Source organism: Marinobacter azerbaijanicus (assembly GCF_030250645.1).
In the GTDB taxonomy this organism is placed as follows: domain Bacteria; phylum Pseudomonadota; class Gammaproteobacteria; order Pseudomonadales; family Oleiphilaceae; genus Marinobacter; species Marinobacter azerbaijanicus.
This window is the reverse complement of the sequence record NZ_JASSVS010000010.1, coordinates 65,817-89,796: the sequence shown is the minus strand read 5'-3', so window position 1 is coordinate 89,796 and position 23,980 is coordinate 65,817. Positions and strand designations below refer to the sequence as shown.

General features: G+C 55.7%; 18 protein-coding genes. 7 read left to right on the top strand and 11 right to left on the bottom strand.

Annotated features, from left to right (window positions below; all coding sequences use genetic code 11):
- Positions 1-68 precede the first annotated feature (68 nt).
- The 5 genes from gyrB to dnaA form a co-directional block, all read right to left on the bottom strand.
- Positions 69-2,483: a DNA topoisomerase (ATP-hydrolyzing) subunit B gene (gene gyrB, locus QPM17_RS17485; RefSeq protein ID WP_285392321.1), complete on the bottom strand. Its 2,415-nt coding sequence runs from the start codon at positions 2,481-2,483 to the stop codon at positions 69-71.
- A gap of 85 nt (positions 2,484-2,568) precedes the next feature.
- Entirely contained in the window at positions 2,569-3,693 is a 1,125-nt protein-coding gene (gene recF / locus QPM17_RS17480) for a DNA replication/repair protein RecF (protein ID WP_285392320.1), read from the bottom strand.
- 99 nt (positions 3,694-3,792) lie between these two features.
- A complete protein-coding gene (locus QPM17_RS17475; protein WP_285392319.1) occupies positions 3,793-5,064 on the bottom strand; it encodes an ABC1 kinase family protein in 1,272 nt (423 codons plus the stop codon).
- Between the two features lie 39 nt (positions 5,065-5,103).
- Positions 5,104-6,207: a DNA polymerase III subunit beta gene (gene dnaN / locus QPM17_RS17470; RefSeq protein ID WP_285392318.1), complete on the bottom strand. Its 1,104-nt coding sequence runs from the start codon at positions 6,205-6,207 to the stop codon at positions 5,104-5,106.
- 57 nt (positions 6,208-6,264) lie between these two features.
- On the bottom strand, positions 6,265-7,713 hold the full coding sequence (dnaA, locus tag QPM17_RS17465) for a chromosomal replication initiator protein DnaA (protein ID WP_285392317.1): 1,449 nt from the start codon (positions 7,711-7,713) through the stop codon (positions 6,265-6,267).
- 642 nt (positions 7,714-8,355) lie between these two features.
- Here dnaA and rpmH point away from each other — a divergent pair.
- The 5 genes from rpmH to mnmE all read left to right on the top strand — a co-directional run bounded on the left by rpmH (position 8,356) and on the right by mnmE (position 12,369).
- Positions 8,356-8,490: a 50S ribosomal protein L34 gene (rpmH, locus tag QPM17_RS17460; protein ID WP_008172542.1), complete on the top strand. Its 135-nt coding sequence runs from the start codon at positions 8,356-8,358 to the stop codon at positions 8,488-8,490.
- 15 nt (positions 8,491-8,505) lie between these two features.
- A complete protein-coding gene (rnpA, locus tag QPM17_RS17455) occupies positions 8,506-8,913 on the top strand; it encodes a ribonuclease P protein component (protein WP_285392316.1) in 408 nt (135 codons plus the stop codon).
- On the top strand, positions 8,913-9,206 hold the full coding sequence (yidD, locus tag QPM17_RS17450; RefSeq protein ID WP_285392315.1) for a membrane protein insertion efficiency factor YidD: 294 nt from the start codon (positions 8,913-8,915) through the stop codon (positions 9,204-9,206). Before rnpA ends, yidD begins: the two co-directional genes overlap by 1 nt.
- Positions 9,207-9,210: 4 nt before the next feature.
- Positions 9,211-10,923 carry a membrane protein insertase YidC gene (gene yidC / locus QPM17_RS17445; RefSeq protein ID WP_285392314.1) on the top strand — a complete coding sequence of 571 codons (1,713 nt, stop codon included), beginning with the start codon at positions 9,211-9,213 and terminating at the stop codon, positions 10,921-10,923.
- A gap of 75 nt (positions 10,924-10,998) precedes the next feature.
- A complete protein-coding gene (gene mnmE / locus QPM17_RS17440) occupies positions 10,999-12,369 on the top strand; it encodes a tRNA uridine-5-carboxymethylaminomethyl(34) synthesis GTPase MnmE (protein ID WP_285392313.1) in 1,371 nt (456 codons plus the stop codon).
- A gap of 53 nt (positions 12,370-12,422) precedes the next feature.
- Here mnmE and thpD read toward each other — a convergent pair whose 3' ends face one another.
- The 6 genes from thpD to QPM17_RS17410 form a co-directional block, all read right to left on the bottom strand.
- The gene (gene thpD, locus QPM17_RS17435) at positions 12,423-13,358 is read right to left on the bottom strand and encodes an ectoine hydroxylase (protein ID WP_285392312.1); all 936 of its coding nucleotides are present in this window, start codon (positions 13,356-13,358) and stop codon (positions 12,423-12,425) included.
- A 192-nt stretch (positions 13,359-13,550) separates the two neighbouring features.
- Positions 13,551-15,908: a GNAT family N-acetyltransferase gene (locus QPM17_RS17430; protein ID WP_285392311.1), complete on the bottom strand. Its 2,358-nt coding sequence runs from the start codon at positions 15,906-15,908 to the stop codon at positions 13,551-13,553.
- Positions 15,909-15,921: 13 nt separating this feature from the next.
- Entirely contained in the window at positions 15,922-17,094 is a 1,173-nt protein-coding gene (locus QPM17_RS17425; RefSeq protein ID WP_285392310.1) for an MFS transporter, read from the bottom strand.
- Between the two features lies 1 nt (position 17,095).
- Positions 17,096-18,433, bottom strand: a complete 1,338-nt coding sequence (locus QPM17_RS17420; protein WP_285392309.1) for a lysine N(6)-hydroxylase/L-ornithine N(5)-oxygenase family protein — start codon at positions 18,431-18,433, stop codon at positions 17,096-17,098.
- On the bottom strand, positions 18,423-20,000 hold the full coding sequence (locus QPM17_RS17415) for a pyridoxal phosphate-dependent decarboxylase family protein (RefSeq protein WP_285392308.1): 1,578 nt from the start codon (positions 19,998-20,000) through the stop codon (positions 18,423-18,425). The genes QPM17_RS17420 and QPM17_RS17415 overlap by 11 nt, the downstream gene beginning before the upstream one ends.
- 199 nt (positions 20,001-20,199) lie before the next feature.
- Positions 20,200-22,020, bottom strand: coding sequence for an acyl-CoA dehydrogenase C-terminal domain-containing protein (locus QPM17_RS17410; RefSeq protein ID WP_285392307.1), 1,821 nt, complete (start codon positions 22,018-22,020; stop codon positions 20,200-20,202).
- A gap of 245 nt (positions 22,021-22,265) precedes the next feature.
- Between QPM17_RS17410 and QPM17_RS17405 the strand changes: the two genes are divergently transcribed.
- Both QPM17_RS17405 and QPM17_RS17400 read left to right on the top strand, forming a co-directional pair.
- Positions 22,266-22,826, top strand: a complete 561-nt coding sequence (locus QPM17_RS17405; protein ID WP_285392305.1) for a DUF3833 domain-containing protein — start codon at positions 22,266-22,268, stop codon at positions 22,824-22,826.
- Between the two features lie 58 nt (positions 22,827-22,884).
- The gene (locus QPM17_RS17400; protein ID WP_285392303.1) at positions 22,885-23,979 is read left to right on the top strand and encodes an efflux RND transporter periplasmic adaptor subunit; all 1,095 of its coding nucleotides are present in this window, start codon (positions 22,885-22,887) and stop codon (positions 23,977-23,979) included.
- Position 23,980: the final 1 nt, after the last annotated feature.

Genomic DNA, 23,980 nt, shown 5'->3' with positions numbered 1-23,980 from the left:
GGTCGCCTTTTTTATACCCCGGAAGACAAAACAGGCCACTCCGGAGACGGGATACATCTGACCCGGGGTCAGATATCCAGGTTGGTTACTTCCAGTGCGTTCGTCTGGATAAACAGACGGCGCGGTTCTACGTCATCACCCATCAGCGTCGTGAAAATCTGATCGGCTGCTATGGCATCCTCGATGGTGACTTTCATCATGCGGCGCGTTTCCGGGTCCATAGTGGTTTCCCAAAGCTGCTCCGGGTTCATCTCACCCAGTCCCTTATAGCGTTGAATGTTCAGACCACGCTGGGCTTCCTTCATCAACCAGTCGAGCGCACCTTCAAAGGACAGTACTGCTTGCTTGCGCTCGCCCCGCTGAATATAGGCGCCGTCTTCGATCAGTCCATCCAGTGTTTCGCCCATCCGGGCGATAGAGGCGTATGAAGACGACTCGAAGAACTCGTGACTGAAGACATGATTGTGGGGAATGCCATGGACATAGATCACGACCTTCGGCAGATACAGATTCCGTTCGGTATCCTTTTCCACCGAGAAGGCGTACTTGGTGCCGGTGCGGGTATCCAGCTGTAAGCCATCACCCAGACGGGCAACCCAACGGGTAACCGCTTCCTCTTCTTTCAGATCCTCAGGCTTGAGGGTCACGTTCTGCAGCATCTGCTGAAGCACCTTGGCCGGATACGCACGGGACAGACGATCGATCATCGCCATCACCGCCTGGTAATCCTTGACCATGGTTTCCAGGGCGGAATCCTTGATCGCCGGTGCTTCCGGATTTACGTATAGCTGCGCGCCTTCCAGAGCGGTCTGTGTCAGGTAGGCTTCCTTGGCTTTTTCGTCCTTCAGATACTGCTCCTGCTTGCCGCGCTTGACCTTGTACAGAGGCGGCATGGCAATGAAAACATGACCACGCTCAATGATTTCCCGCATCTGTCGGAACAGGAAGGTGAGCAGCAGGGTGCGGATGTGGGAGCCGTCCACATCCGCGTCGGTCATAATGATCAGGGAATGGTATCGGAGTTTGTCGGGATTGAATTCTTCCCGGCCGATACCGCAACCCAGGGCGGTGATCAGGGTGCCCACTTCCACGGAAGACAGCATCTTGTCAAAGCGCGCCTTCTCAACGTTAAGGATCTTGCCTTTCAGCGGCAGAATCGCCTGGGTTTTACGATCACGCCCCTGCTTGGCGCTGCCGCCGGCAGAATCGCCCTCCACAATGAACAGTTCGGAAAGGGCGGGATCTTTTTCCTGGCAGTCTGCCAGCTTGCCGGGCAGGCCGGCGATGTCCAGCGCACCCTTGCGACGGGTCATGTCCCGCGCCTTACGGGCGGCTTCACGGGCTCGCGCAGCTTCGATCATCTTGTTGACGATCAGCCTAGCCTCGTTTGGCTGTTCCTGCAGGAAGTCAGCGAACGACTGGTAGAGTTCCTGCTCAACGGCGGTTTTCACCTCGGAAGAAACCAGCTTGTCCTTGGTCTGGGAGGAGAACTTGGGGTCTGGCACCTTCACGCTGATGATTGCAGTCAGGCCTTCACGGGCATCATCGCCCGATGTGCTGACTTTCGCCTTCTTGCCCAGGCCCTCATGCTCGATATAGTTATTGAGTGAGCGGGTCAGGGCGGCACGGAAACCTGCCAGGTGAGTACCACCATCACGCTGTGGAATATTATTGGTGAAGGTGTAGATGTTCTCCTGGAAGGCATCGTTCCACTGCATGGCCACTTCAACCACAATCCCGTCTTCACGCTCCTTGATAAAGTGGAATACCCGGTTAATCGGGGTTTTGTTGGAGTTCAGGTGCTCGACAAAGGCTCGCAGGCCACCCTCGTACTCGAAAACCTCTTCCTTGCCCGAACGTTCATCCTGCAGGCGGATACGCACACCACTGTTCAGAAACGCCAATTCCCGGAGGCGCTTGGCCAGAATGTCCCAGTGGAACTCGATACTGGTGAAGGTTTCAGGTGACGGAATAAAGTGGACTTTGGTGCCGCTGGCATCGGTATCGCCTACAACAGCCAGAGGCGCCTTCGGGACACCGCCATTGTAGACCTGCTCATAGACCTTGCCATCACGACGGATAGTCAGGGTAAGAGAAGAGGAAAGGGCGTTAACAACGGAGACGCCAACACCGTGCAGACCGCCGGAGACCTTATAGCTGTTGTCATCAAACTTACCGCCGGCGTGGAGAACGGTCATGATGACTTCTGCAGCCGACACACCCTCTTCCTCATGGAGGTCAACCGGTATACCACGGCCGTTGTCCTTGACCGTCACTGACTCGTCCGGATGGATGATCACTCCGATTTCAGAACAGTGCCCGGCCAGCGCTTCGTCAATAGAGTTGTCCACCAACTCAAAAACCATATGGTGCAGGCCGGTACCGTCATCGGTATCACCAATGTACATACCGGGCCGTTTCCGCACCGCGTCCAGTCCTTTCAATACCTTGATACTGGAGGAATTGTAAATCGATTCGCTCATTAGGGCACTCCTGAAGGGTGATTTCCCGGCCTGAATCCATTGCCTCTGCTTCTGAGGAATGAAGATGGATCATCCGGGCCTTATTCTATTCTTCCGTCAATTTTCCATGTTCCACGTGGAACAATCTGTATTCCGGCATGGTGTTCTGCCATAGCTCCTCAGGCCGAGGCGGCTCTATCGACGTCAGAAATACCTGACATCGTAATTCGTAGAGCTTCTGAGCGAGCATGGCCCGATGCCCCACGTCCAGTTCTGCATTGATATCGTCCAGCAGAAAGGTGACCTGTTTACCCAGATCGCTCAGTACCATGCCCTGAGCAATCTTCATCAATATGACCAGCGTCTTCTGTTGGCCCCGGGAAAAGGTTTCTGACACCGGGCGCCCCTGAAATCGCAGCCTTATGTCGGCACGATTAGGGCCATACAATGTATGCCCCATTTTCTGTTCCTGTTCCCGATGGGCTTTCAACACATCCATCAGGGATTGTGACGAATCCCAACCCGCATAAAAATCGAGTTTGAGCCCTTCGACCCAGGGCGCTTCGATCTCACCGAGCAGGCTATTAAAAGCATTGGTAAACAGTCGAAAGGTTTCTGTCCGTGCTTTTGTTAAACGCTCTGCCAACTCCGTGTACTGTGAATCCCAGACCTTCATCAGAGCATCGTCTATTCTACCAGTTCTCAGGATTTGATTCCGCTGTGATGTGACTCTTTGGCACTGTTGCCAGACCGATGCGAAGGAAGGTTCCACGTGGAACACTGCCCAGTCCAGAAACTGCCTCCGTTTTCCGGGGCCTCCGGCAATAATATCGAACACGCCAGGATCAATAACCGACACCGGCAGATGCTGGGCCAGTGACGACAGATTTCGAACCGCCTCGCCATCAACGCGCAGCGTCGTCTCCTTGGACGAGACATCGCGGGAAATTCCAACACGGTGGCTAAGCTGGCCGGACTGGACACTCGTGTCTTCCGCCATCCCCGAATCGAGACCACCAAATACCGTCAGTTTCTGTTGCCCATGACTGACGACTGCCTGGTGCCGGCTTACCCTGAACGACCGACCGAGGCCCAGATAGCCAATGGCCTCCAGTACGCTGGTTTTACCACTACCATTTTCACCGAATAAAAGATTAATCGAGGGGGAGAAGGTGACCGACGCGGGCGAGAGGTTGCGGAAGTGTTCCGTTTGCAATTTAACGAGCGCCATAAGTCACGATACGTATCAGCCTGGAGAGACGGGACAAAAAAGGCAGCGTGCCCTTCGACGACGCTGCCCCAGTGCACAAAACCTTTCGGATGAACGCGATTAATGCAGCATGGTCAGGCGCTCGTCCATAAAGACATCCATCTCCGGCGCCAGTATATGAACGTAGCGATCGAAATACAGGAACTGTTTCAGCAACAGCGCGAACTCCCTTGGAAAATGAAGGCCATGGCCCTCGCCAATCCGGACCATATCCATCAGGATATTATTCACGTCATCCTCAGCCTGGTCTGGCTGATACGGAGCCTCGTCCGGCACCATCTTGTCCATCTGCTGGTACAGACGACGAAGGTCATGGGACAGCTCACTGACTTCAACCTTCTGATGGGTAATGCCAATACGGATCATGGCGTCTGCCATGCCGTCAAAATTTCCAACCATCACCGAGGAGATAAAGTCACTGACTGCCTGCCAGGTATCCGGACGTATACGGCCGACAATACCAAAATCAATAAATCCGACCCGCCCATCCTTGAGCACCATGAGGTTACCCGCGTGGACGTCGGCATGGAAAAACTCACATTGGGTCAGGCTTGAGAACCAGGTGTTCATGGCCGTGATCAGTGTCCTTTCCGGATCCCGCGCGTAACCCCGAATACTCTCCAGGTCGGTCAGTGGTACTCCATGAAATCGCTCCATGGTAAGAATCCGACGAGTGCTGCAGCTTTCATAAACCAAAGGTACCGTAGCATCCTCATTGTGAGTATTAAGGAGGAATTCCCGGAATACCTTCAGATTGTTGGCTTCCTTGATGAAATCACACTCTTCCATCATGGTTCGCTGGATTTCCTCCACAATCCCGGACAACGAGGTCCACGAAAGTTTCGGTGCCAGGGTCTCCAGAATCCGGGCCGACAGATACAGAAAGTTCAGATCCGTGAGCAGTATGTTCTCCACTCCGGGCTTCTGAACCTTGATCACCACATCTTCCCCGGTAACCAGCTTCGCGGCATGAACCTGCGCTATTGACGCAGACGCCAGGGCCACAGGGTCGATATCGGAATACACTTCCTCTATCGGGCGCCCAAGCTCATCCCTGATGATCTTTTTGATCACACTGAAGGGAAGGTTAGGGGTACGGTCCAGACAGTACTGGAACTCTTCCACGTATTCCTTGGGAAAGAAGGTCGGAGAGCTGGCAATAAACTGACCAAGCTTTATGTAGGTCGCACCCAGAGATTCGAACGTCTGTCTGAGCAGTCGAGGAGCAGGTGGCCTGTCACCCCGAACCCAGTTGGCTCCGGCGCGTCCGAGTACAGACAGAGTCTGACCGATTCGAAAAGCACCCTTGAGGCTGTTCGTCACCGTTCCCATGATTCACTTCCTTCCTTATCCTGTAAACACTGCCTTCTGTCAGAGCCGCATGGGCATCACAACGTAAAGGCAACGGTTGTCATTCGGAGCTTCAATCAGCGCGCTGCTGTTGGGATTGGCCAGAGTAATCTTTACCTGATCCTCCTCCAGCGCATTCATTACATCCACCAGATAGCCTACATTAAATCCGATCTGCAGAGATTCGCCCTGATACTCAACAGGCAACGCGTCTTCGGCCTGTTCCTGATCCGGGTTATTGGCGAACACCTGCAGTTCATCGGGTGCAAGGTTCAGGCGTACGCCCCGGATGTTTTCATGGGAAAGGATACCGGCACGCTGCAGCGTATTCTTGAGCGTTGCCCTGTCCGCCAGTACGATCTTGTCTCCGCCGCGGGGAATAACCCGGTTATAATCCGGGAACTTGCCCTCTATCAGCTTGGAGGTAAAGGTGTAGGACCCCACCGTCGCGCGCAGATGGTTATCCCCAATGACCAGGGTGACCGGAGTTTCCACATCGTCCAGCAACCGTGAAAGTTCCAGCACACCTTTTCTCGGCACAATGACCTGACGCGGCTCCGGACAACCTGTGGGCAGATCGAAATGCGCCATGGCAAGCCGATGGCCATCGGTTGCAACCGTTCGAACATGGTCCTTGTCCACTTCCAGCAACAGCCCGTTGAGATAATAACGGACATCCTGTTGCGCCATGGCAAACGCCGTCGCATCAAACATACGGCTGAGTTCCTTCTGGGGGAGCTCGAGCCGGAAACTTTCAGCTTCGTCCTCTACGTTGGGGAAGTGCTCCGCTGGCAGTGTCGACAGGGTAAAGTGACTGGCACCACAACGCAGGTGGAGACGATCACCTTCCAGCGCCAGTTCGATCGGCGCCTCATCGCCCAGGGCACGACAGATATCGGACAATTTCCGCGCGGGAACGGTAATACGCCCCGGCTGATCCACATGCACCGGCGACACCCGGCCCACCAGTTCCACTTCCATGTTGGTGCCGGTAAGGGTCAGGGAATTGTCTTCCGCCACCAGCAGCACATTCGACAGTACCGGCATTGTCTGTTTTCGTTCTACCACACCGGCAATGGACTGTAGCGGCGTAAGCAGGGATTCTCGGCTGATCGTCAGTTTCATGGCACTCAGCATTCTTTTATTGGAAGGTGAATGTTTGTTGTTTACCCACAGAACCGGTCAGGTTGTGAGCAACCGCATAAAGTTCTGATAATCCTCCCGGATACCCGGATCAGTACCCTGGAGTTCTACAATCTTCTTACAGGCATGTAACACGGTGGTGTGATCTCGGCCACCAAAGGCATCGCCGATTTCGGGCAAGCTATGGTTGGTCAGTTCCTTGGCAAGGGACATGGCCACCTGCCTTGGCCGGGTCACCGTCCGGGTGCGTCGTTTCGACAACAGATCAGACACCTTGATCTTGTAGTATTCCGCCACTGTGCGCTGGATGTTATCGATACTAACCTGTTTTTCGTGCAACGCCAGTAAATCCTTGAGGCTTTCGCGGATAAACGGCGGCGTGATTTCCGATCCAGTGAAGTGAGCATTCGCTATCACCAGACGAAGCGCCCCTTCTAGCTCCCGCACATTCGATCGAATCTTCTGGGCAATAAAAAAGGCAGCTTCACTGCTCAATTTTACATTTACCTGTTCCGCCTTTTTCATAAGGATGGCTACCCGGGTTTCCAGTTCCGGCGGCTCGACCATGACGGTAAGACCCCACCCGAACCGTGACTTTAGCCGTTCCTCCATATCCACAATTTCTTTCGGAAAGCGATCACAGGTCACAATGACCTGTTGCCCCCCTTCCAGCAACGCATTGAAGGTGTGGAAAAACTCTTCCTGGGAGCGCTCCTTGCGAGCGAAAAACTGAATATCATCAATCAGCAGAGCATCCACAGACCGATAATACCGCTTGAATTCATTGATCGCGTTGAGCTGAAGGGCCTTTACCATATCCGCAACAAAACGCTCCGAGCGCAGATAGGCCACCTTTGCTCTGGGATTGCGACGAACAATATCGTTGCCGATGGCATGCATCAGGTGGGTTTTGCCAAGGCCAACCCCACCGTAAAGAAACAACGGGTTATAGACGCCACCCGGGTTCTCTGCAACCTGCATTGATGCGGCCCTGGCCAGCTGGTTGGACTTGCCCTCCACAAAGGTGTCAAACGTAAAGCCCTCATTAAGAAAGCTCTGGTGCTTGATATCACCTTCCACCTGCACGGAACGCCGACTATCCCCGCTATTTGGTTTCGCGGAACGCGGGTTCGCCGTGGCTGCAATGCCTTTTTCCTCTTCCGTCACCGTATTGGCAGCTTCCTGTTCTGACGCTGCGCCGTGAGCCGCAGTTTCTGAACGAACCACCAGTTCGGCCGTCTTGGGGGCAGACCCTACTTTCATGTTCACCAGGGGGGCCTGCCCGCCGTGGAGGTCTTTCAATACTTCCTCAATTCGCCTGAGGTATTTTTCGTTGACCCAATCCATTACAAAACGGTTGGGCGCAAACAGCATCAACTGGCCCTCGCGGTGATCGGACTGCAAGGGCCTGAGCCAGGTGTTGAATTGCTGAGCCGGAAACTCGTCCCGGAGTACTTCCAGACACTGATGCCAGATATTGTTCGGCACGACAGCCTTGCCTCCGATGCCCCAGAAATTACTCGTACCGGATCTCCATGACCCGCCGAAAGAGATGACCAAGGATTCTAACCTGAGCACCCCTCAAGTGAAAGGGCCAAAAGCATTTAATAAACAGCCTGTGGAAATTTAAAATCTTATTTTTCAATTTCTTATAGACTTACCTACAGGGTTGTGTACAGAAAACAATGCCACACAGACTTACACACAGCCCCCTGTTCGCAACCGGCCCCCAACCCTGTGCACAACCATCAGATGTTTGGTGGATAACTGGGTCCATTTCAGCAAGGTCATCTTACCCACATTCCGTGCCATGGTTATTCACAGGGCTCATGACCACTTTTCAACCGCTTTGTGATTGCTCCAATTGACTGCCAGATCTCTGGTTTTTTGGCTTATCCACAGAAAACAGCCTGTGTAATAACAGTAATAATAATCCTTAAAGAAATTAAAAAAGACCTAATGAACTTATTACACAACCGGCCCATCCGGCCCTGCCGCAGATATTCTCAACCAGCACCGGATAAGCATTGAATTCCTCAAGCATATTGCATAGAATGCCGCTCCTGTTTTGGCTGATCATTTTCCAGCCAATCATTGAATTTCCAATACCCGTAATGTGAGATCGACACCATGAAAAGAACGTTTCAACCAAGCGTACTGAAGCGTAAGCGCGTTCACGGATTCCGTGCTCGCATGGCGACTGCCAACGGCCGCAAGGTTATTTCCCGTCGTCGTGCGAAAGGTCGTGCCCGTCTGTCTGCATAAGACGTTGACCGCCTGATGAAGGCTTTGACCTTTCCAAAATCGTCCCGGCTGCTCAAGCCCAGTGATTACGGCAAAGTCTTCGACGATGTACAGCTCAGGGTTCCGCACCGGAATTTTCTGATCCTGGCAACGCCTAATTCCCTTGGGCATGCCAGGATTGGTCTGGTGTTCTCGAAAAAGAACCTCAAACTGGCCGTACAGCGCAACCGCGTCAAACGCCGGGTTCGGGAAACCTTCAGGCACCAGGCGGACTATCCGGCACTGGATATCGTCGTACTTGGAAGGCGGGGGCTTGCCGAGCTTGATAATCAAACGCTCAATGCTGCCTTGACGGAACTCTGGACACGGCTCAGGAAAAAAGGACGCCAACTCCAGAAACCAACCACATCGGAACTTTCCGGTACCGGCAAAGGAACGGGTTAATGCGCAAACTGTTGCTCCTGCCCATCCGATTTTACCAGTACGCAATCAGCCCGATGATGGCCAGCCACTGCCGTCACTACCCCACCTGTTCCCAATACGCCGTCGAAGCCATTACCACCCATGGCGCTTTCAAAGGTCTTTTTCTTGCGGTGAAACGACTTCTCAGGTGTCATCCATGGGCAAAAGGCGGTTATGATCCCGTTCCGGGCACTGACGTCTGCAGCAAGGTAATGCCTTCCACCTGCTGTGGGCCGGCCAGCCAAACCCATAACACTAACCAGACCAAACAGTAAGTTTATGGATATTCAACGCATCGTATTATTTGCCGGCCTGGCCATTGTCAGTTACATGATGGTACTTGCCTGGAACGAAGACTATAACCAGCCGCAGACACAACAGGTTGCCGAACAGACCAGTTCCAGCGCTCGCTCCGGTGATAGTGACAACATGACGCTACCCGAGGAAGCCGCAGGTAGTTCGGGATCCGCCGATGAGGAATTCGCCACTCCGGAAGGCGAAAGCCAGGCTATCGGCAGTACCGAAAACGGTTCAGTCGATGTCAGTGATCAGCTCATCACCGTGCGTACCGATGTCTATGAACTGAAAATCGATCGTGTCGGCGGCAATCTCATTGAAAGTTCCCTGCTCCAGTACGACCGTTCCCTGGACAGTAAGGAATCTCTGAGGCTCCTCACCAATACCAACAGGCGCACCTACATACTTGAAAGTGGCCTCATTGGCCGCGATGGTATCGACAGCAAGAGCACCGGCAGCGCACCGGTTTTCAACACCTCGGCAACCCGGTACGAGTTACAGGAAGGCGAAAACACGCTAACAGTGGATCTGACCTACACCACTGATAATAATGTCGAAATCACAAAGCAATACCAATTCGCCCGAGATAGCTATGAGATCGATGTACGCTATCTGATCAATAACCAGTCTGACGAAGTCTGGCAGGCTAACATGACGGGCAAGATCGTCAGGGACCAGGCACCTGATCCCACGGCACAGAACAGTCTTGGTATCAGGGCGTTCCTGGGCATGGTTGTCAGCACACCGGAAGATCCCTACGAAAAGTATGACTTTGACGACCTGTCTGAAGACCCTGTCAACCAGTCGGTCACCAATGGCTGGCTGGCGTTTCTGCAACATTATTTTCTGACAGCATGGGTACCGGAGCGGGATCAACCTGCTCAGTTCCAGTCCACGCAGCGGGGACCGCTTCATGTGATGGGCTTTGTCTACCCGGCCACCAAGGTGGAGCCAGGCGAAACCGCTGAAGTGTCTGCCCGTGCCTACATCGGTCCAAAAATTATTGAGCGCCTGGAAAACGTCGCCCCCAACCTGGACCGGACGGTTGATTTTGGTTTCCTGTTCTTTATCGCATTGCCGCTGTTCATAATCCTGGACTGGTTCCATGGTCTGGTAGGCAACTGGGGCGTCGCCATCATTCTGCTGACGGTTCTGGTCAAGGCAGTTTTCTTCAAGCTTTCTGCCACCAGCTATCGTTCCATGGCAAGAATGCGGGCAGTTGCGCCGCAGCTGACACGACTGAAGGAACTCTACGGAGACGATCGCCAGCGCATGTCCCAGGAAATGATGGCGCTGTACAAACGGGAAAAGATAAATCCCCTTGGCGGCTGTCTGCCCATACTGGTACAGATGCCGGTGTTTATTTCCCTGTACTGGGTGTTGTTTGAAAGTGTCCAGCTGCGTCATGCACCGTTTATGCTCTGGATTCAGGACCTGTCAGTGATGGACCCCTATTTCATCCTGCCGATCCTGATGGGTGCCAGCATGATGTTGCAGATGAGCCTGAATCCGACACCGCCGGACCCCATGCAGGCCAAGATCATGAAGATGATGCCACTGGTGTTTACGGTCTTCTTCCTGTGGTTCCCGGCAGGTCTCGTACTGTACTGGCTGGTTAACAACATCCTGTCCATCAGCCAGCAGTGGTACATTACCCGCAAGATTGAAGCGGAAACCGCTGCCAGGAAAAGCTGACCGGATACTCTAACCGGTACCAGTAGTGACAGAGGCTCCTTCCGGGAGCCTCTGCTGTTTCAGGGGATAACCAGAATGTTCAATGCCACCGATACCATTGCCGCCATAGCCACAGCCCCCGGCCAGTCCGGCGTTGGTATTGTGCGTGTTTCCGGCCCGGACGCAGCGGCCATTGCCAGCAAGATGCTGGGCTTTGAACCCAGGCCGCGATATGCCCACTACGGCCCCTTTCTGGATACGAACGACGAGCTGATCGACGAAGGTATCGCCCTGTTTTTCCCCAATCCCCATTCCTTCACCGGCGAGGATGTACTTGAGCTTCAGGGCCACGGTGGCACCGTAATTCTGGATCTGCTGTTAAGAACCGTCTGTGAGCTTGGCGCCCGTCTGGCCCGGCCGGGTGAATTTTCCGAGCGGGCGTTTCTCAACGACAAGCTCGATCTCACTCAGGCGGAAGCCATTGCCGATCTGATTGAAAGCAGTTCGGAACAGGCTGCCCGCTGTGCTGTACGTTCGCTACAGGGAGTGTTTTCCCGCAGGATTGATGCCCTTGTGGAGGCGGTTACACATCTTCGCATCTACGTGGAAGCTGCCATCGACTTTCCCGAGGAGGAAATCGATTTCCTGGCGGATGGCAAAGTCGCCAACGACTTGCAGGCGATTATCCAGGATCTTCAGGTGATTCTCGAAGAAGCGCAGCAGGGAACCATTCTAAGGGACGGCATGAAAGTGGTGATCGCCGGTCGTCCCAACGCTGGCAAGTCCAGTCTGCTCAACGCCCTGGCCGGTCGCGAAGCTGCCATAGTAACCGCGGTGGAAGGTACTACCAGGGATGTCCTGCGTGAACATATCCACATTGATGGCATGCCCCTGCACATCATTGATACCGCAGGCCTGCGGGACAGTCCGGATGAAGTGGAACAGATCGGCATTGCCCGGGCCTGGGGAGAAATTCGCCAGGCCGACCGCATACTCTTGATGGTGGATGCCACCACCACACCGGAAACCGAGCCGCACCGTCTGTGGCCGGACTTTATCGACCAGTTACCCGAGAGTGCCCCGCTGACGGTTATCCGCAACAAGGTGGATCTGACCGGTGAGCCCGTGGGCATTGAGCAACCGGGCCCGGAGGCAGCACCGGTCATTCGGATTGCAGCCCGATCCGCCGATGGGCTTGAGGTTCTTCGGGATCACCTGAAGCAGTGCATGGGATTTGCCAGTACCACCGAAGGCGGGTTTATCGCCCGGCGCCGTCATCTGGATGCGCTGGAGCGGGCTCGGGACTTCTTGCGGCAGGGTGAAGACCAGTTACAGGGCTACGGCGCCGGCGAGTTGCTGGCAGAAGACCTGCGTGCTGCCCAGGATGCGCTGGGAGAAATTACCGGCGCAATGACGCCGGATGAACTGTTGGGCAAGATTTTCAGCAGTTTCTGTATCGGTAAGTAAGTGCATACTTACAATGTCGGAAGGGAGCTTAGGCTCCCTTCCCCGCGGGCACGTTAACCGGTCCTGCGCTGGTCCACAGTATCCAGTGTCCTGATAGCATCGGTGCGGGTCCGGTTGCCGAGGAACCCCGGCCTTGGCTTGTTTCCACAGAACGGCTGGACCAACTGGTTCTCCACACTGTTGTAGACGAAAAACAGGTTACTGCGTGGCCAGGGTGACATGTTGGCGTTGGAGGCGTGCAGAGTATTGCATTCGAATATGATCAGCGATCCGGCCGGGCCAGTGGGTGCCTGGATACCGTGCTTATCGATCATTCGGTCAAGGTCCTGGTCCGCCGGTACCCCCAGTTCCTGCTTTTTCAGTGATGACTGGTAGTTGTCCTCGGGGGTGCGACCGACACAGGGGATAAAGGTCTTGTGGGAACCCGGCACCAGCATCAGCGGCCCATTGAATGGTGTGTTATCGGTCAGGGCAATGGAAAAGCTCACGGAGCGCATGCGCGGCATACCATCTTCAGCATGCCAGGTTTCGAAGTCCGAGTGCCAGTCAAAGCCTTTACCATGGAAGCCAGGCTTGAAGTTGATGCGGGACTGGTGAATGTAAGCGTCACTGCCAAGCAACTGATGCACCATTCCCAGAATGTGAGGGTCACGGGTCAGGCGGTCAAATCGGTCCGAAAGCTCGTGAATACCGAAAACAGAGCGTATTTCCTGTTTCCCCGGCTCGGTGATGGTTCCTTCTGACTGAATGATGGAGTCGTCGTTCTCATAGGCGCGCAAGTCCTCACGGAACCTCTGAACAGTGGTGGTATCCAGAAAGTTATTGAATACCAGGAAGCCGTCCCTCTCGTATTGGGCCAGTTCAGTTTCGCTCAGTGGGCCGTCAGTGCGGTCTCGTCCGGTACTGTACACCACCGGGTCCAGTCGTTCGAAACTTGCCGTGGGGCGCTCAAGTCGTGTGGGGTAAAGATCGTCGGTACGAGTCTCCATGGTCAAACCTCCCTATCTTTCTATCGCACAGGGGAACCCCGTCGGGCTCCCAAAAAGCAAAAAAATAACAAGTTGATTTGGTATGGAATTCCGCGCGAATGGCGGACAGGAACTCAATGGGGTTGGCCCCGGAAATTTCAACCTCCTGAAGCCAGTCGTCGCGTCCCTGCGACTCCGCCCGTGGCGCGGACACTACCGGCGGGCGTGGCGCGCAATGGGATTGATCAGGGTGCCGTGGAACTGCAGGTTGCCCGCCGGATCTGCCAGATCAATCATCTGTTGATTGTTGGCCAGCTGCAGTCGGTTCAGGCAGGAACGGGTAAATTCCGGAGCAAACAGGTCATGGCGACGGAACTTATCGGCCAGTTCCGGATGGCCTGCCTGATACTCATGAACGCAGTCTGCCACCAGCTGCCAGAAACGGGACTCGGGAAAGTCACCCTGCTCATCAAGAATGGCGGACATGAAGCGGAAAATGCAGTCGAACAGATCAGTGAAAATTGACAGTACCCTGAGCTCCTCCGGTACCTCTACCTGCAATCGTCGCACCTCTTCCGATAGCAGGATGTCGGTGTTCATGATGGCAGCTTCTTCGGCAATATCCTTCATGATGGCACGTACCGGCACATTGTTTTCCAGTACCAGAATCAGGTTTTCACCGTGAGGCATGAATACCAGGTCATGGGCGTAAAAACAGTGAAGCAGAGGGCTCATGTAGCCACGCAGGAAGTGCTGTATCCAACTTTTTGTATCCAGCCCGGATGCGGCAACCAGAGCTGGTAGCAGGGCGTTGCCGCCAGCATCCACATGCAGGAGTCCGGCCATGGTCATCAGTTTCTGGTTTTCTTTCAGTTGTGGCACCGGGCTTTCCCGCCAGAGAGCCGACAGCATCTTGCGGTAAGGGCTGTGCTTGTCGACAGCTTCCTCGAAATGGGCGTTGGTGTAGCCAATACCGGCCACCTCGCGTAACAGGCTGAAGCCGGTAGTGGCCAGATATGGATCCTGATTCACAAGGTCATGGAGAAAATCGTTAATGGCTGGTGTCGTGCTCATATAGTAGGGCGACAGGCCCCGCATGAAGCCCATGTTGAGGATTGAAAGCGCCGTTTTGACATAGTGTCGGTGTGGCCGATCGTTGTTGAAAAACGTGCGGATGGATTGCTGGGCCCGGTAGCGGTCCTGACCCTCACCCAGGTAGACCAGTTTCTCCATGGCGATATCGGCGGCAAAGACATGTGTCAGTTTGTTGTACCACTGCCAGGGGTGCACTGGCAGCAGGTAGTACTCATCGGGGTCCAGAGACCGTTGCCTGAGCAGAGTCATGAAGGCGTCAAACTGATGGTCTCCCAGCTCATCACGTATCATTCCATTGAAACCCTGTTCGTCGCTGCTGGCTACGGTGGTACTGTCCCTATGCGCCGCCACCCAGATCAGGCGGATTGGCGCACCCGCTTCCGGGGCATAGGCCTGATAATCCCGGGCATCAAAGCCAATGCGGCCGTTATTGGCAACGAAGCAGGGATGACCTTCCATCATTGCCGATTCCAGCTTCTGGAAATCCGCATTCACCAGGGAGGTGGCATCAAGTCCCGGGCGGCGATGTTTAAAGGCGCTGCCGTAAAGAGTGCTGGCAATCTCTTCCAGGTAGGTGGGCAGCATGGCGTCCTGGATTCCAAGGGTCTCGCGAAACTCAATGATAAAGCGCAGGGCATCCACATCGGTGTTATTGCCGGCTACCCGTTTTTGAATGGATGACGGATCTATGAGCCAATGATCCAGCGCCAGTATCCGCGCCTGGAAACAGTACTCGACGTCCGGCTGGTCGGCCGTGACGCGATATTCGCCCCAACCGTCCTGTTCCGATACCGGCTGCGGATGCAGCAGTTGTTCATGGGTGAACTCACTCAGGGCCTTACGAACCAGCAGGATGTTGACGTGTTGCCACAGGTCCCGCTGCAGGTGGTCGCAGGCCAGCCCGGGGTTGTTGGTTATCGCCTGGCGGAACTGCGCGTAATCACAGAAAGCCAGATGGGCCTGTTTGTCGGGGAGAGAGATGACCCGGTCGTACTGGAAACCGGCAAAACGATTCAGCTGATGAATGCGGTCGTTACTGACATCCGGCTCGACAACAACGCGCCGGGCATCCAGGGCTTCGAACAGGAACCCCATCAGAACGGTGAACACGCCACGGGTAAAGCCGTGAATAGGCCTTGCCGTCGGTGCAATCAGGATATGCATACCCAGGTCGCCCGGTTGTACCGGGTAGTGTTCCGCCAGGGGGGACTGCTCCGGCCGATAGGTCTCTATCAGGAAACAGGGGTGGCCATTGTGCAGACCGACAAAGGCATCTCCCTCCCCCGAGGCCCTCAGGGAGCGGTAAAAGTCGTCAAGTTGGGCCTTCGACATGTCCTGCATCCCCCAGAAACGGGCATGGTCATCACTGAGCCATTGATGGATCAGTGTCAGATCGTCCGGTAACTGCACAGGACGAACGCTGAATTGACCCAGCGATGGCAGGCATTGTTCATAGTGGTAGGTGACATCGTTCATGATCATTCCCTGGTCAGGTGGATGGTTGCAGGCGGTGCCGGCTATGGTGGAACAGGAGGCCATACAGGGCAGCGGTCAGCACCAGGCCGACAGCTGCGACCACAAAGGGCATTTGCAGTCCCAACAGGCCCACAAGTCCGCCGGCGGATGATGCAGCTGCGAGAACCCCCAGCTGCTGGAAGATATTGATCTTGCTGAAATCGGCGGCGTACGCCCCGGGATGACTCAGGGCAAACAGCAGCTGGTCCAGCTGGACAGTGCTCTGGAACAGGGCCCAGCCAAACAGGCAGCGTCCTGACAGGATCAGCCATTCCTGGTTCAGTCCCTGCAGCGCCAGCCCAACGCCTCCCAGCATCATGGCGGCGAGCAGTCCGTCTCCTGGCGACCGGGTATGTCCTCTGTGGAAACTCAGGCAAAGTGCCAGGATGGCGATGCCAGCCGGAATGGCAAACACCAGCCCGGAGAGGGCTTCTCCCCCGGACCGGGTCACCGATTCCCAGTAGCGTACGAAGAACGGCCGGGTAAGGTAGGCGCTGAAATAGAACAGGAACATCACCAATCCCAGCCTGTAGATGACCGCAGAGGTTACCCGGCTCTTTTCCGGTGTTGAGTCATGCCGTTCCGCTGATCCGGGGTCGGGGCGGCGAGTGAGGTAGAGACAGACGCCGGTCTGGAGAAAATCACTCACCGCCATCACCAGGAATACCTGACGGGGCTCGAACCACTGCAGTACCACGCCGCCGAGCACGGCGCCGGCAATACCACCAATGTGAACCACCACCGATAACAGGCCGATGGTATTGCCATGGTTGTCCCTGCGTTCGGCGGCCATGATCATCGGGTAGACCAGCAGGTAGCTGCCCTTGAACACCAGCATGAGCAGCGACAGAATCCAGAAAGACATCGGGGTCTCTGCCCAGTAGCAGAGGATACTGAGAACCCCCGCCGCCAATTGTGTGGGAATCAGTAGCTTCAGGACAGATATCCACCGGGAAGCCCTGGCCCACATCGGGAAGGCCAACACGATAGTGAGACAGCAGGCACTGAGGTAAAGCCCGATATGACCCGGGTCGGTGATTCCGAACACGCTGGCAAAAAAATGTGGGTAGAAAGGCAGCAACATGGAATCACTGACTACTGCTGCGATGGTGATGCCAATCAGCCAGTGCTTGACGGAGATAGCCATATTACGCCGGCTCCGTGAGTGGATTGGCACCTTCCTGGGCGGGAAAGGATTCCGGAGTACCAAAGTGCTGGAAGGCGATGGCCTGCTCTATGGCATAGGGTTCCCGCCCTGTCAGTGCCCGCAGGATCCAGGCGTTGCGGTAGCAGGCCATACCCAGGTCGGGCGTCACAAAGCCGTGGGTGTGCAATTCCGCATTCTGCACAAAGATATCCTGACCCTGATGGTCGATGCTGTAGTTGCGCCGGACCGCAAACCGGCCCCGGCCATCACGACGGATACGATCGGAGATACCTTCCAGGAAAGCGGGTTCCCGGTACTGGTAGCCGGTGGCCAGTACCAGGCCAGCAGTGTTCAGCACGAAAGGTCTGTCCTGTTCCAGATGATGGAAAGCCAGTTCATGGTGTTTGCTGTCGCCATGGTATCGCGCGGAATCCAGCCTGGCGTTGGTAAGCAGGTTAACGGGCACATCGGACGACAGGTGTTTGGTGTACAACAGGTCGAAGATGTCGTTAATCAGGTCGGTATTAATACCCTTGTAGAGATGTTTCTGATTGGTCACCAGGTCGTCGCGGGTCTCTGACGGTAGTTGATGGAAATAGTCCACGTACTCGGGAGAGGTCATCTCCAGGGTCAGTTTGCTGTACTCCAACGGAAAGAAGCGGGGTGAGCGGGTGACCCAGTTCAGTTGGTACCCATAGCGGTCAATGTCCTGGAGCAGGTCATGGAATATCTCGGCCGCGCTTTGGCCGCTTCCCAGCACGGTGATGGACGGCTGCGACTGCAGGCAGGACTTGTGGCTGAGGTAGTCGGACGAGTGAATGGCGGAGCTGTCCAGGTGTTCACAGCAGGGCGGTATCGCCGGACGTGGGCCTGTACCCAGTATCAGCCGCCGGGCGCGGAACTGCTTTTGCTGTCCGCTTCGGGTACAGCGTGCCTGCACCACGTAATGGTTCCCGGCATCATCATAGTGGATGGCTTCCACGCGGGTGTTGAAGCGAACATTACTTAACTGACCCGCTGCCCACTGACAGTACTGGTTGTACTCGCGGCGCAGCAGGAAAAAACTTTCACGAATGTAGAAAGAGTAGATACGGCCGCTGGCCTTGAGATAGTTGAGAAAACTGTAGCGGCTGGTGGGATCCGCCAGGGTTACCAGATCCGACAGGAACGGGGTTTGCAGACGGGCATTCTCAAGCATCATGCCTGGATGCCAGTCAAATTGCTGATTTTCGTCCAGCACCAGCCCTTCCAGGTCCTCCAGCGGCTCTGCGAGGCAGGCCAGGCTCAGGTTAAACGGCCCGAGGCCGATGGCAATAAAATCCAGGGTGTTATCCGACATGGGCGACCTCCTTCGGCTGCAGGGTGGACTCGTTTGAAGAAGCGCTCCGAGCCTCGGCGCCATGGCGTTTGATCAGGCGCAGAACCGCCTGGATATCCCGTATCCCGGTATCGGGATTTAGCAGGGTGAACTTCAGATACTGCCGGTTGTGGACCCGGGTGGCGGCAACCATGGCCTCGCCGGAACGCATCAGTGCCTTGCGTATGGACTGGTTTAGCTGGTCCAGCGCCGGTTCACTCATTGCCATATCGGGCCTGTAACGGAACACCAGGGTACTGAGCTGGGGCTGATGAAGGATCTCGATATCGTTATCCGATAAGAGCAACAGGTAGGCCTGTCGGGCCAGGTGGATGACCTGATCGAAAGCGTCGCCAAGCCTCTCGGGGCCATGAGTACGAAGGGTTAACCAGAGCTTGAGAGCGTCGAAACGGCGCGTGGTCTGTAGGCTTTTATCCACCAGGTTGGGGGTGCCTTCCTCGCGTTGGCAAAGGGGGTTCAGGTATTCAGCATGCCAGGTCACACATCCCAGGTTGTGCCTGTTGCCTACCAGCAGGGCACTGCAACTGACGGGCTGGAGAAAGGATTTGTGGTAGTCAACAGTAACGGAGTCCGCCTGTTCAATGCCCTGAAGCAAGTGGCGATGGCGTGAGGATGTCAGCAGGCCGCAACCATAAGCAGCATCAACATGAAGCCACATTCCTTCGCGCCGGCTTATCTCTGCGATCGGGGTAACCGGGTCAATACTGCCGAAATCGGTGGTGCCGGCGGTCGCCACGACAGCCAACGGCAGCAGCCCCTGTGTCCGCGTTGTCTCGACCGCTTGTATCAGGGCTGACACGTCCATGCGATAGTAGTCATCAAAGGGTACCGGCACCACAGCGTCATAACCCAGTCCCAGAAGAGCGGCTGCCTTCTGGATGCTGAAATGGCTGACTTCGGAGCAGAAAATGCGGAATCGGTGGGCATCCGGATGCAGCCCCCGTTCCCGGGTACTGTGTTGCCACAGATGTTGGGAAAGATTGTCCCTTGCCAGCAACATGGCCATCAGGTTGGACTGGGTGCCGCCGCTGGTAAAAACACCATCTGCATCGCCGCCGAAGCCGATGCGCCCGGCAGTCCAGTCGATCAGCCGTTGCTCAATAAAGGTAGCGCCGCCGCTCTGGTCCCATGTGTCCACAGAGGTGTTGAATGACGCCTGGATCAGCTCCGCAGTGATCGCCGGAATGGTCACCGGGCAGTTCAGGTGAGCGGTATAATGAGGATGGTGGAAGTAGACGGCGTCTTCGAGATAGAGCCGGTCAAGTTCGGCCAGGGCTTCGGTGATGCCGGTGCAGGGCCGGTCCAGGTCCAGGTTTTCAAACTGTCTGGCCAGTTCCCGGGGTAAAATTCCACTGAATGGGCGATTCACGGTCTTCATGCGGGTTTCAATCAGCTCCAGACCCTGAAGAAGGCTGCTTCTGTAGTGAGTCAGGTTGGAGGTTTTGAACAGTAGATGCTCTGTCTTCGATGCGTCCGGCGAGGGCGGTGTCGTCAATGAAGTGCTTGAAAATGCAGGTTGATCAGACATGGGGAAGATCGTCCGTTTGTTGATTGTCCTTCCAGCGTATTTACCAAACGATAAATAAGGTGCGAATGATTCTCATTAAACAATTGATAAATGTCAATGTTGTATATCACGACAGATAACTCATTGATCACGAGGGATTAACGGGAAGACAAAAAAAAGAGGAGTCGAAAGACTCCTCTTCAGGGACAGGGCTGGACAATCAGACGGTAAAGCTCATGTCGTCGGAATCCAGTTGCATCAGGTTCTTGCTGGGGCTGAGCATGCTGGTGGCGTGGGCCTGCGCTCTTGGCAGGAGGCGCTCGTAGTAGAACTCGGCCGTGGCCAGTTTGGCACGGTAGAATTCCGCTGAATCGTCCCCGCCCTTGTCGAGTTTTTCGGAGGCGACAGCGGCCATTCGCGCCCACATATAAGCCATGGTGACGTAACCGCTGTACATCAGGAAGTCGTTGGCGGCGGAACTGACCATGTCGCGGTCCTTGCGGGCTGCCAGCATCAGGCGCACCGTGAGCAGGTTCCACTGGGCCGTAAGTTTGAGCAACTCCACGGCGAAAGGCCTCACCCGTTTGTCGGTCAGTGTCTTGCGGGCAAAGTTGGCAACCCTGAGAGTGAACTCCCGCACTGCCCCGCCCTGGGTCATCAGCAACACCTTGCGGCCAAGCAGGTCCAGCGCCTGGATACCGGTGGTGCCTTCGTAGAGGGTGGCAATGCGGGTATCCCGGACGATCTGTTCCATACCGTGTTCACGGATGTAACCGTGGCCGCCGAATACCTGAACACCAAGGTTGGCCGCCTCGTTACCCAGTTCGGTCAGGAAACCTTTCAGTATCGGGGTCAGGAAGCCCAGCTTGTCATCGTAAGCGTCCGCTTTCCTGTCGTCGCCGGCAGCGTGGCCTTCCACCATATGGTCAGCCAGGCGTGCGGCGTAATACAGCATTGCACGGCCACCTTCTGCAATAGCTTTCTGGGTCAGCAGCATGCGGCGCACATCGGCGTGATGAATCAGCGCGTCTGCAGGCTGGTCCGGTTCTTTCTTGCCGGACAGCGCCCGCATGGAGCGACGTTCCCTGGCATAATCCAGCGCCCATTGGTAGGAAAGTTCCGCAGGCCCCACGCCCTGGATGGCGGTGCCAATCCGGGCGGTGTTCATAAAGGTGAACATGCAGTTCAGGCCTTCGTTCTCCGGGCCGATCAGGAAACCGGTGGCATCGTCAAAGTTCAGTACGCAGGTAGCCGAGGCCTTGATGCCCATTTTCTTTTCCAGGCTGCCACAGGTAACACCGTTGCGCTCACCAACGCCGCCATCAGCGTTCGGCAGGAATTTGGGCACGATAAACAGACTGATACCCCGAGTGCCCTTGGGGGCATTGGGCAGACGGGCCAGCACAATGTGTACGATATTCTCGGTAAGGTCGTGGTCACCGGAGGAGATGAAGATCTTGGTGCCGGATAGCTTATAACTGCCATCTTCCTGTGGTTCTGCCTTGGTCTTGACCTGACCAAGGTCGGTACCACACTGGGGTTCGGTCAGGCACATGGTGCCGCCCCAGCGGCCTTCCGTCAGTGGCGACAGGTAAGTCTGCTTCTGATCCTCGCTGCCGTGGAGGAAGATCGTGTTCATGGCACCCATGGACAGGCCCGGGTACATCGAAAAAGGCCAGTTGGCAGTGCCCATCATTTCCTGTTTCAGCAGCCCCATGGACGCAGGAAGACCCTGACCACCGAACTCTTCCGGTGCAGACAGGCCCTGCCATCCGCCCATGGCGTATTGCTGGTAGGCTTCGCGGTAGCCCTTCGGAGTCGTCACCTCGCCATTCTCCAGCTTGCAGCCCTCTTCATCACCACTCTGGTAGAGCGGGCTCAGTACTTCTTCGCAGAAGCGGCCGCACTCATTAAGTATGGCGTCAACAATATCCGGCGTGGCGTTTTCACCGCTCTGTAGCCGGGTATAGTGCCCGGGGTAATCAAAAACCTCGTTGAGCAGGAATTTCATGTCGCGCAGGGGCGCCTTATAGACCGGCATGACTATACCTCTGTGATTCTGTGTCGAGCGTTGGCGAAGGCCGATAGCCTTCCATTGCCCGATGTTTTACGGCATTGCCGGCGATCTGCCATTGACGGAAATAGCCACGGCCGTTGTCAGAATGGACAATTGGCTGAAATGACGAAATTGATCAACACCAGCCCTGACAATGATCGGCAATGGCGATCCGGGCGTATTTCAAAGGCCACGAATTGATTCCAAATCGTCCCGAGAGTGTAAACGTCATGCAAAGTTCAACCGGATTGAAGGTCGTCACTGGTCTGCCCCGCTTTCTGTGGGTATTGTTATCCTCAGCCCTGCTTGCTGGTTGTGCCGGGCCTGCCCTGGAAGACTACAGGGACCGGAAACCGGTATTGACCCCCCAGCAGTTCTTCACTGGCGAACTTTCCGCCCGCGGCGTGGTCAAGGACTTCTCGGGTGAAGTGATCCGTACGTTCGACGCAGACATTTCGGCCAGTTGGGACAGTAACGGCGTTGGTACGCTGGACGAAGAATTCCGGTTTGATGACGGCGAGGTGCAAACCCGGGTTTGGACACTTACACCCGATAACGGCGCCCTGCATGCGGACGCCGGGGATGTGGTGGAGCCAGGCACCATGCGCTGGGAGGGTAACGCCATCCACATGAATTATGTGCTGCGGGTGGCCTATGGTGATGGCACTATTGACGTCCGCATGGACGATTGGATGTATCTGGTCACACCTGACACCCTGATAAACCAGACAACCATGAGCAAGTGGGGGATAGACGTGGGGGAGATTGTACTGGTGATCAGCAAGAAATAACGGGTGTCTGCCAGTACCAGTGGTGGCGAAACCAGAATTCGGACGGACTGAGAAAACTATGTTAAAGCAATGGCTTATCGCCGTGGTACTTGTTGTCGTGGCTGCGGGAGGTGCTTTCTCCTGGCAGTATCTTGCCCAGGAGGAGACTGAGAATACCCAGACACAACGCCCGGCAAGCAAGGTCAATGCGATCAGTCCTGCCATGGAGGTGGTTCGGGATTCCGTCAACGCTGTGGGTAACCTGCGGGCCCTCGATCAGGTGGAGTTGACCACCGAGGTCAGTGGCCGTGTGGTGGAAATGAACCTCGACAGCGGTAAGCGGGTTGAGCGTGGGCAGTTGCTGCTGAGACTGGACGATCGCCAGGCTAGGGCTGATCTGCAAGTAGCGGAAGCCACCTTGGCGGATGCCCGTCGCCAGTTTGAGCGGGCGCAGCGGCTGCAGGCCAACAACAGTATTTCCCGGTCCCAGGTGGATGAACTTCGCACTGCCATGGATGTGGCTGAGGCCCAGCGCGAATCAGCCCGGACTCGCCTCGACAACCACCGAATTGAAGCACCGTTCGAGGGTGTGGTCGGGCTCAGTGATATCAGCCTCGGCACTTACCTCAGTGCCGGGACCTCGGTAACCACCCTCGACTCAACAGACCGCATGGAGCTCGGGTTTTCAATTCCCGAGCGCTTCCTGGGTCAGATCCGGATTGGGCAGAACGTCCGTGGAACATCACCGGCCTATTCCGATGAAAGTTTCCGGGGTGAACTGGTGGAACTCGGTACCCGGGTCAGTGAACTTAGCCGAACATTGCCAGTGCGCGCGGTAATCGACAATCCCGATGGCCGATTGCGCCCGGGGCAGTTCATGTCCGTTAACCTGACCCTGCGGGAGCGGGAGGCACTGGTTATCCCTGAACAGGCGGTGATGATCCGGGGCGCCGACAAGTATGTGTTCATTGCTGAAGATGGTGTCGCCCGTCGCGTGTCTGTTTCACTGGGTTCCAGGTCACCGGGCTGGGTGGAGGTGTCGGAGGGACTATCGCAGGAAGACCGGGTGATTATTACCGGTCAGGATCGTCTCAGCAGTGGCGACCGTATTGAGGTTGTGGATGACGACAAGGCGATTCCGGACAACCGTTTTGCCAGTTCTCCGGAGTCCTGAT

Excerpts from the sequence above, each read along its gene's own strand:
- QPM17_RS17415 (WP_285392308.1), bottom strand. The coding sequence starts at position 20,000 with ATGTCTGATCAACCTGCATTTTCAAGCACTTCATTGACGACACCGCCC.
- recF (WP_285392320.1), bottom strand. The coding sequence starts at position 3,693 with ATGGCGCTCGTTAAATTGCAAACGGAACACTTCCGCAACCTCTCGCCC.
- QPM17_RS17420 (WP_285392309.1), bottom strand. The coding sequence starts at position 18,433 with ATGTCGGATAACACCCTGGATTTTATTGCCATCGGCCTCGGGCCGTTT.
- dnaN (WP_285392318.1), bottom strand. The coding sequence starts at position 6,207 with ATGAAACTGACGATCAGCCGAGAATCCCTGCTTACGCCGCTACAGTCC.
- rpmH (WP_008172542.1), top strand. The coding sequence starts at position 8,356 with ATGAAAAGAACGTTTCAACCAAGCGTACTGAAGCGTAAGCGCGTTCAC.
- QPM17_RS17400 (WP_285392303.1), top strand. The coding sequence starts at position 22,885 with ATGTTAAAGCAATGGCTTATCGCCGTGGTACTTGTTGTCGTGGCTGCG.
- yidD (WP_285392315.1), top strand. The coding sequence starts at position 8,913 with ATGCGCAAACTGTTGCTCCTGCCCATCCGATTTTACCAGTACGCAATC.
- rnpA (WP_285392316.1), top strand. The coding sequence starts at position 8,506 with ATGAAGGCTTTGACCTTTCCAAAATCGTCCCGGCTGCTCAAGCCCAGT.
- QPM17_RS17425 (WP_285392310.1), bottom strand. The coding sequence starts at position 17,094 with ATGGCTATCTCCGTCAAGCACTGGCTGATTGGCATCACCATCGCAGCA.
- yidC (WP_285392314.1), top strand. The coding sequence starts at position 9,211 with ATGGATATTCAACGCATCGTATTATTTGCCGGCCTGGCCATTGTCAGT.
- gyrB (WP_285392321.1), bottom strand. The coding sequence starts at position 2,483 with ATGAGCGAATCGATTTACAATTCCTCCAGTATCAAGGTATTGAAAGGA.
- QPM17_RS17430 (WP_285392311.1), bottom strand. The coding sequence starts at position 15,908 with ATGAACGATGTCACCTACCACTATGAACAATGCCTGCCATCGCTGGGT.
- QPM17_RS17475 (WP_285392319.1), bottom strand. The coding sequence starts at position 5,064 with ATGGGAACGGTGACGAACAGCCTCAAGGGTGCTTTTCGAATCGGTCAG.
- mnmE (WP_285392313.1), top strand. The coding sequence starts at position 10,999 with ATGTTCAATGCCACCGATACCATTGCCGCCATAGCCACAGCCCCCGGC.
- thpD (WP_285392312.1), bottom strand. The coding sequence starts at position 13,358 with ATGGAGACTCGTACCGACGATCTTTACCCCACACGACTTGAGCGCCCC.
- QPM17_RS17410 (WP_285392307.1), bottom strand. The coding sequence starts at position 22,020 with ATGCCGGTCTATAAGGCGCCCCTGCGCGACATGAAATTCCTGCTCAAC.
- QPM17_RS17405 (WP_285392305.1), top strand. The coding sequence starts at position 22,266 with ATGCAAAGTTCAACCGGATTGAAGGTCGTCACTGGTCTGCCCCGCTTT.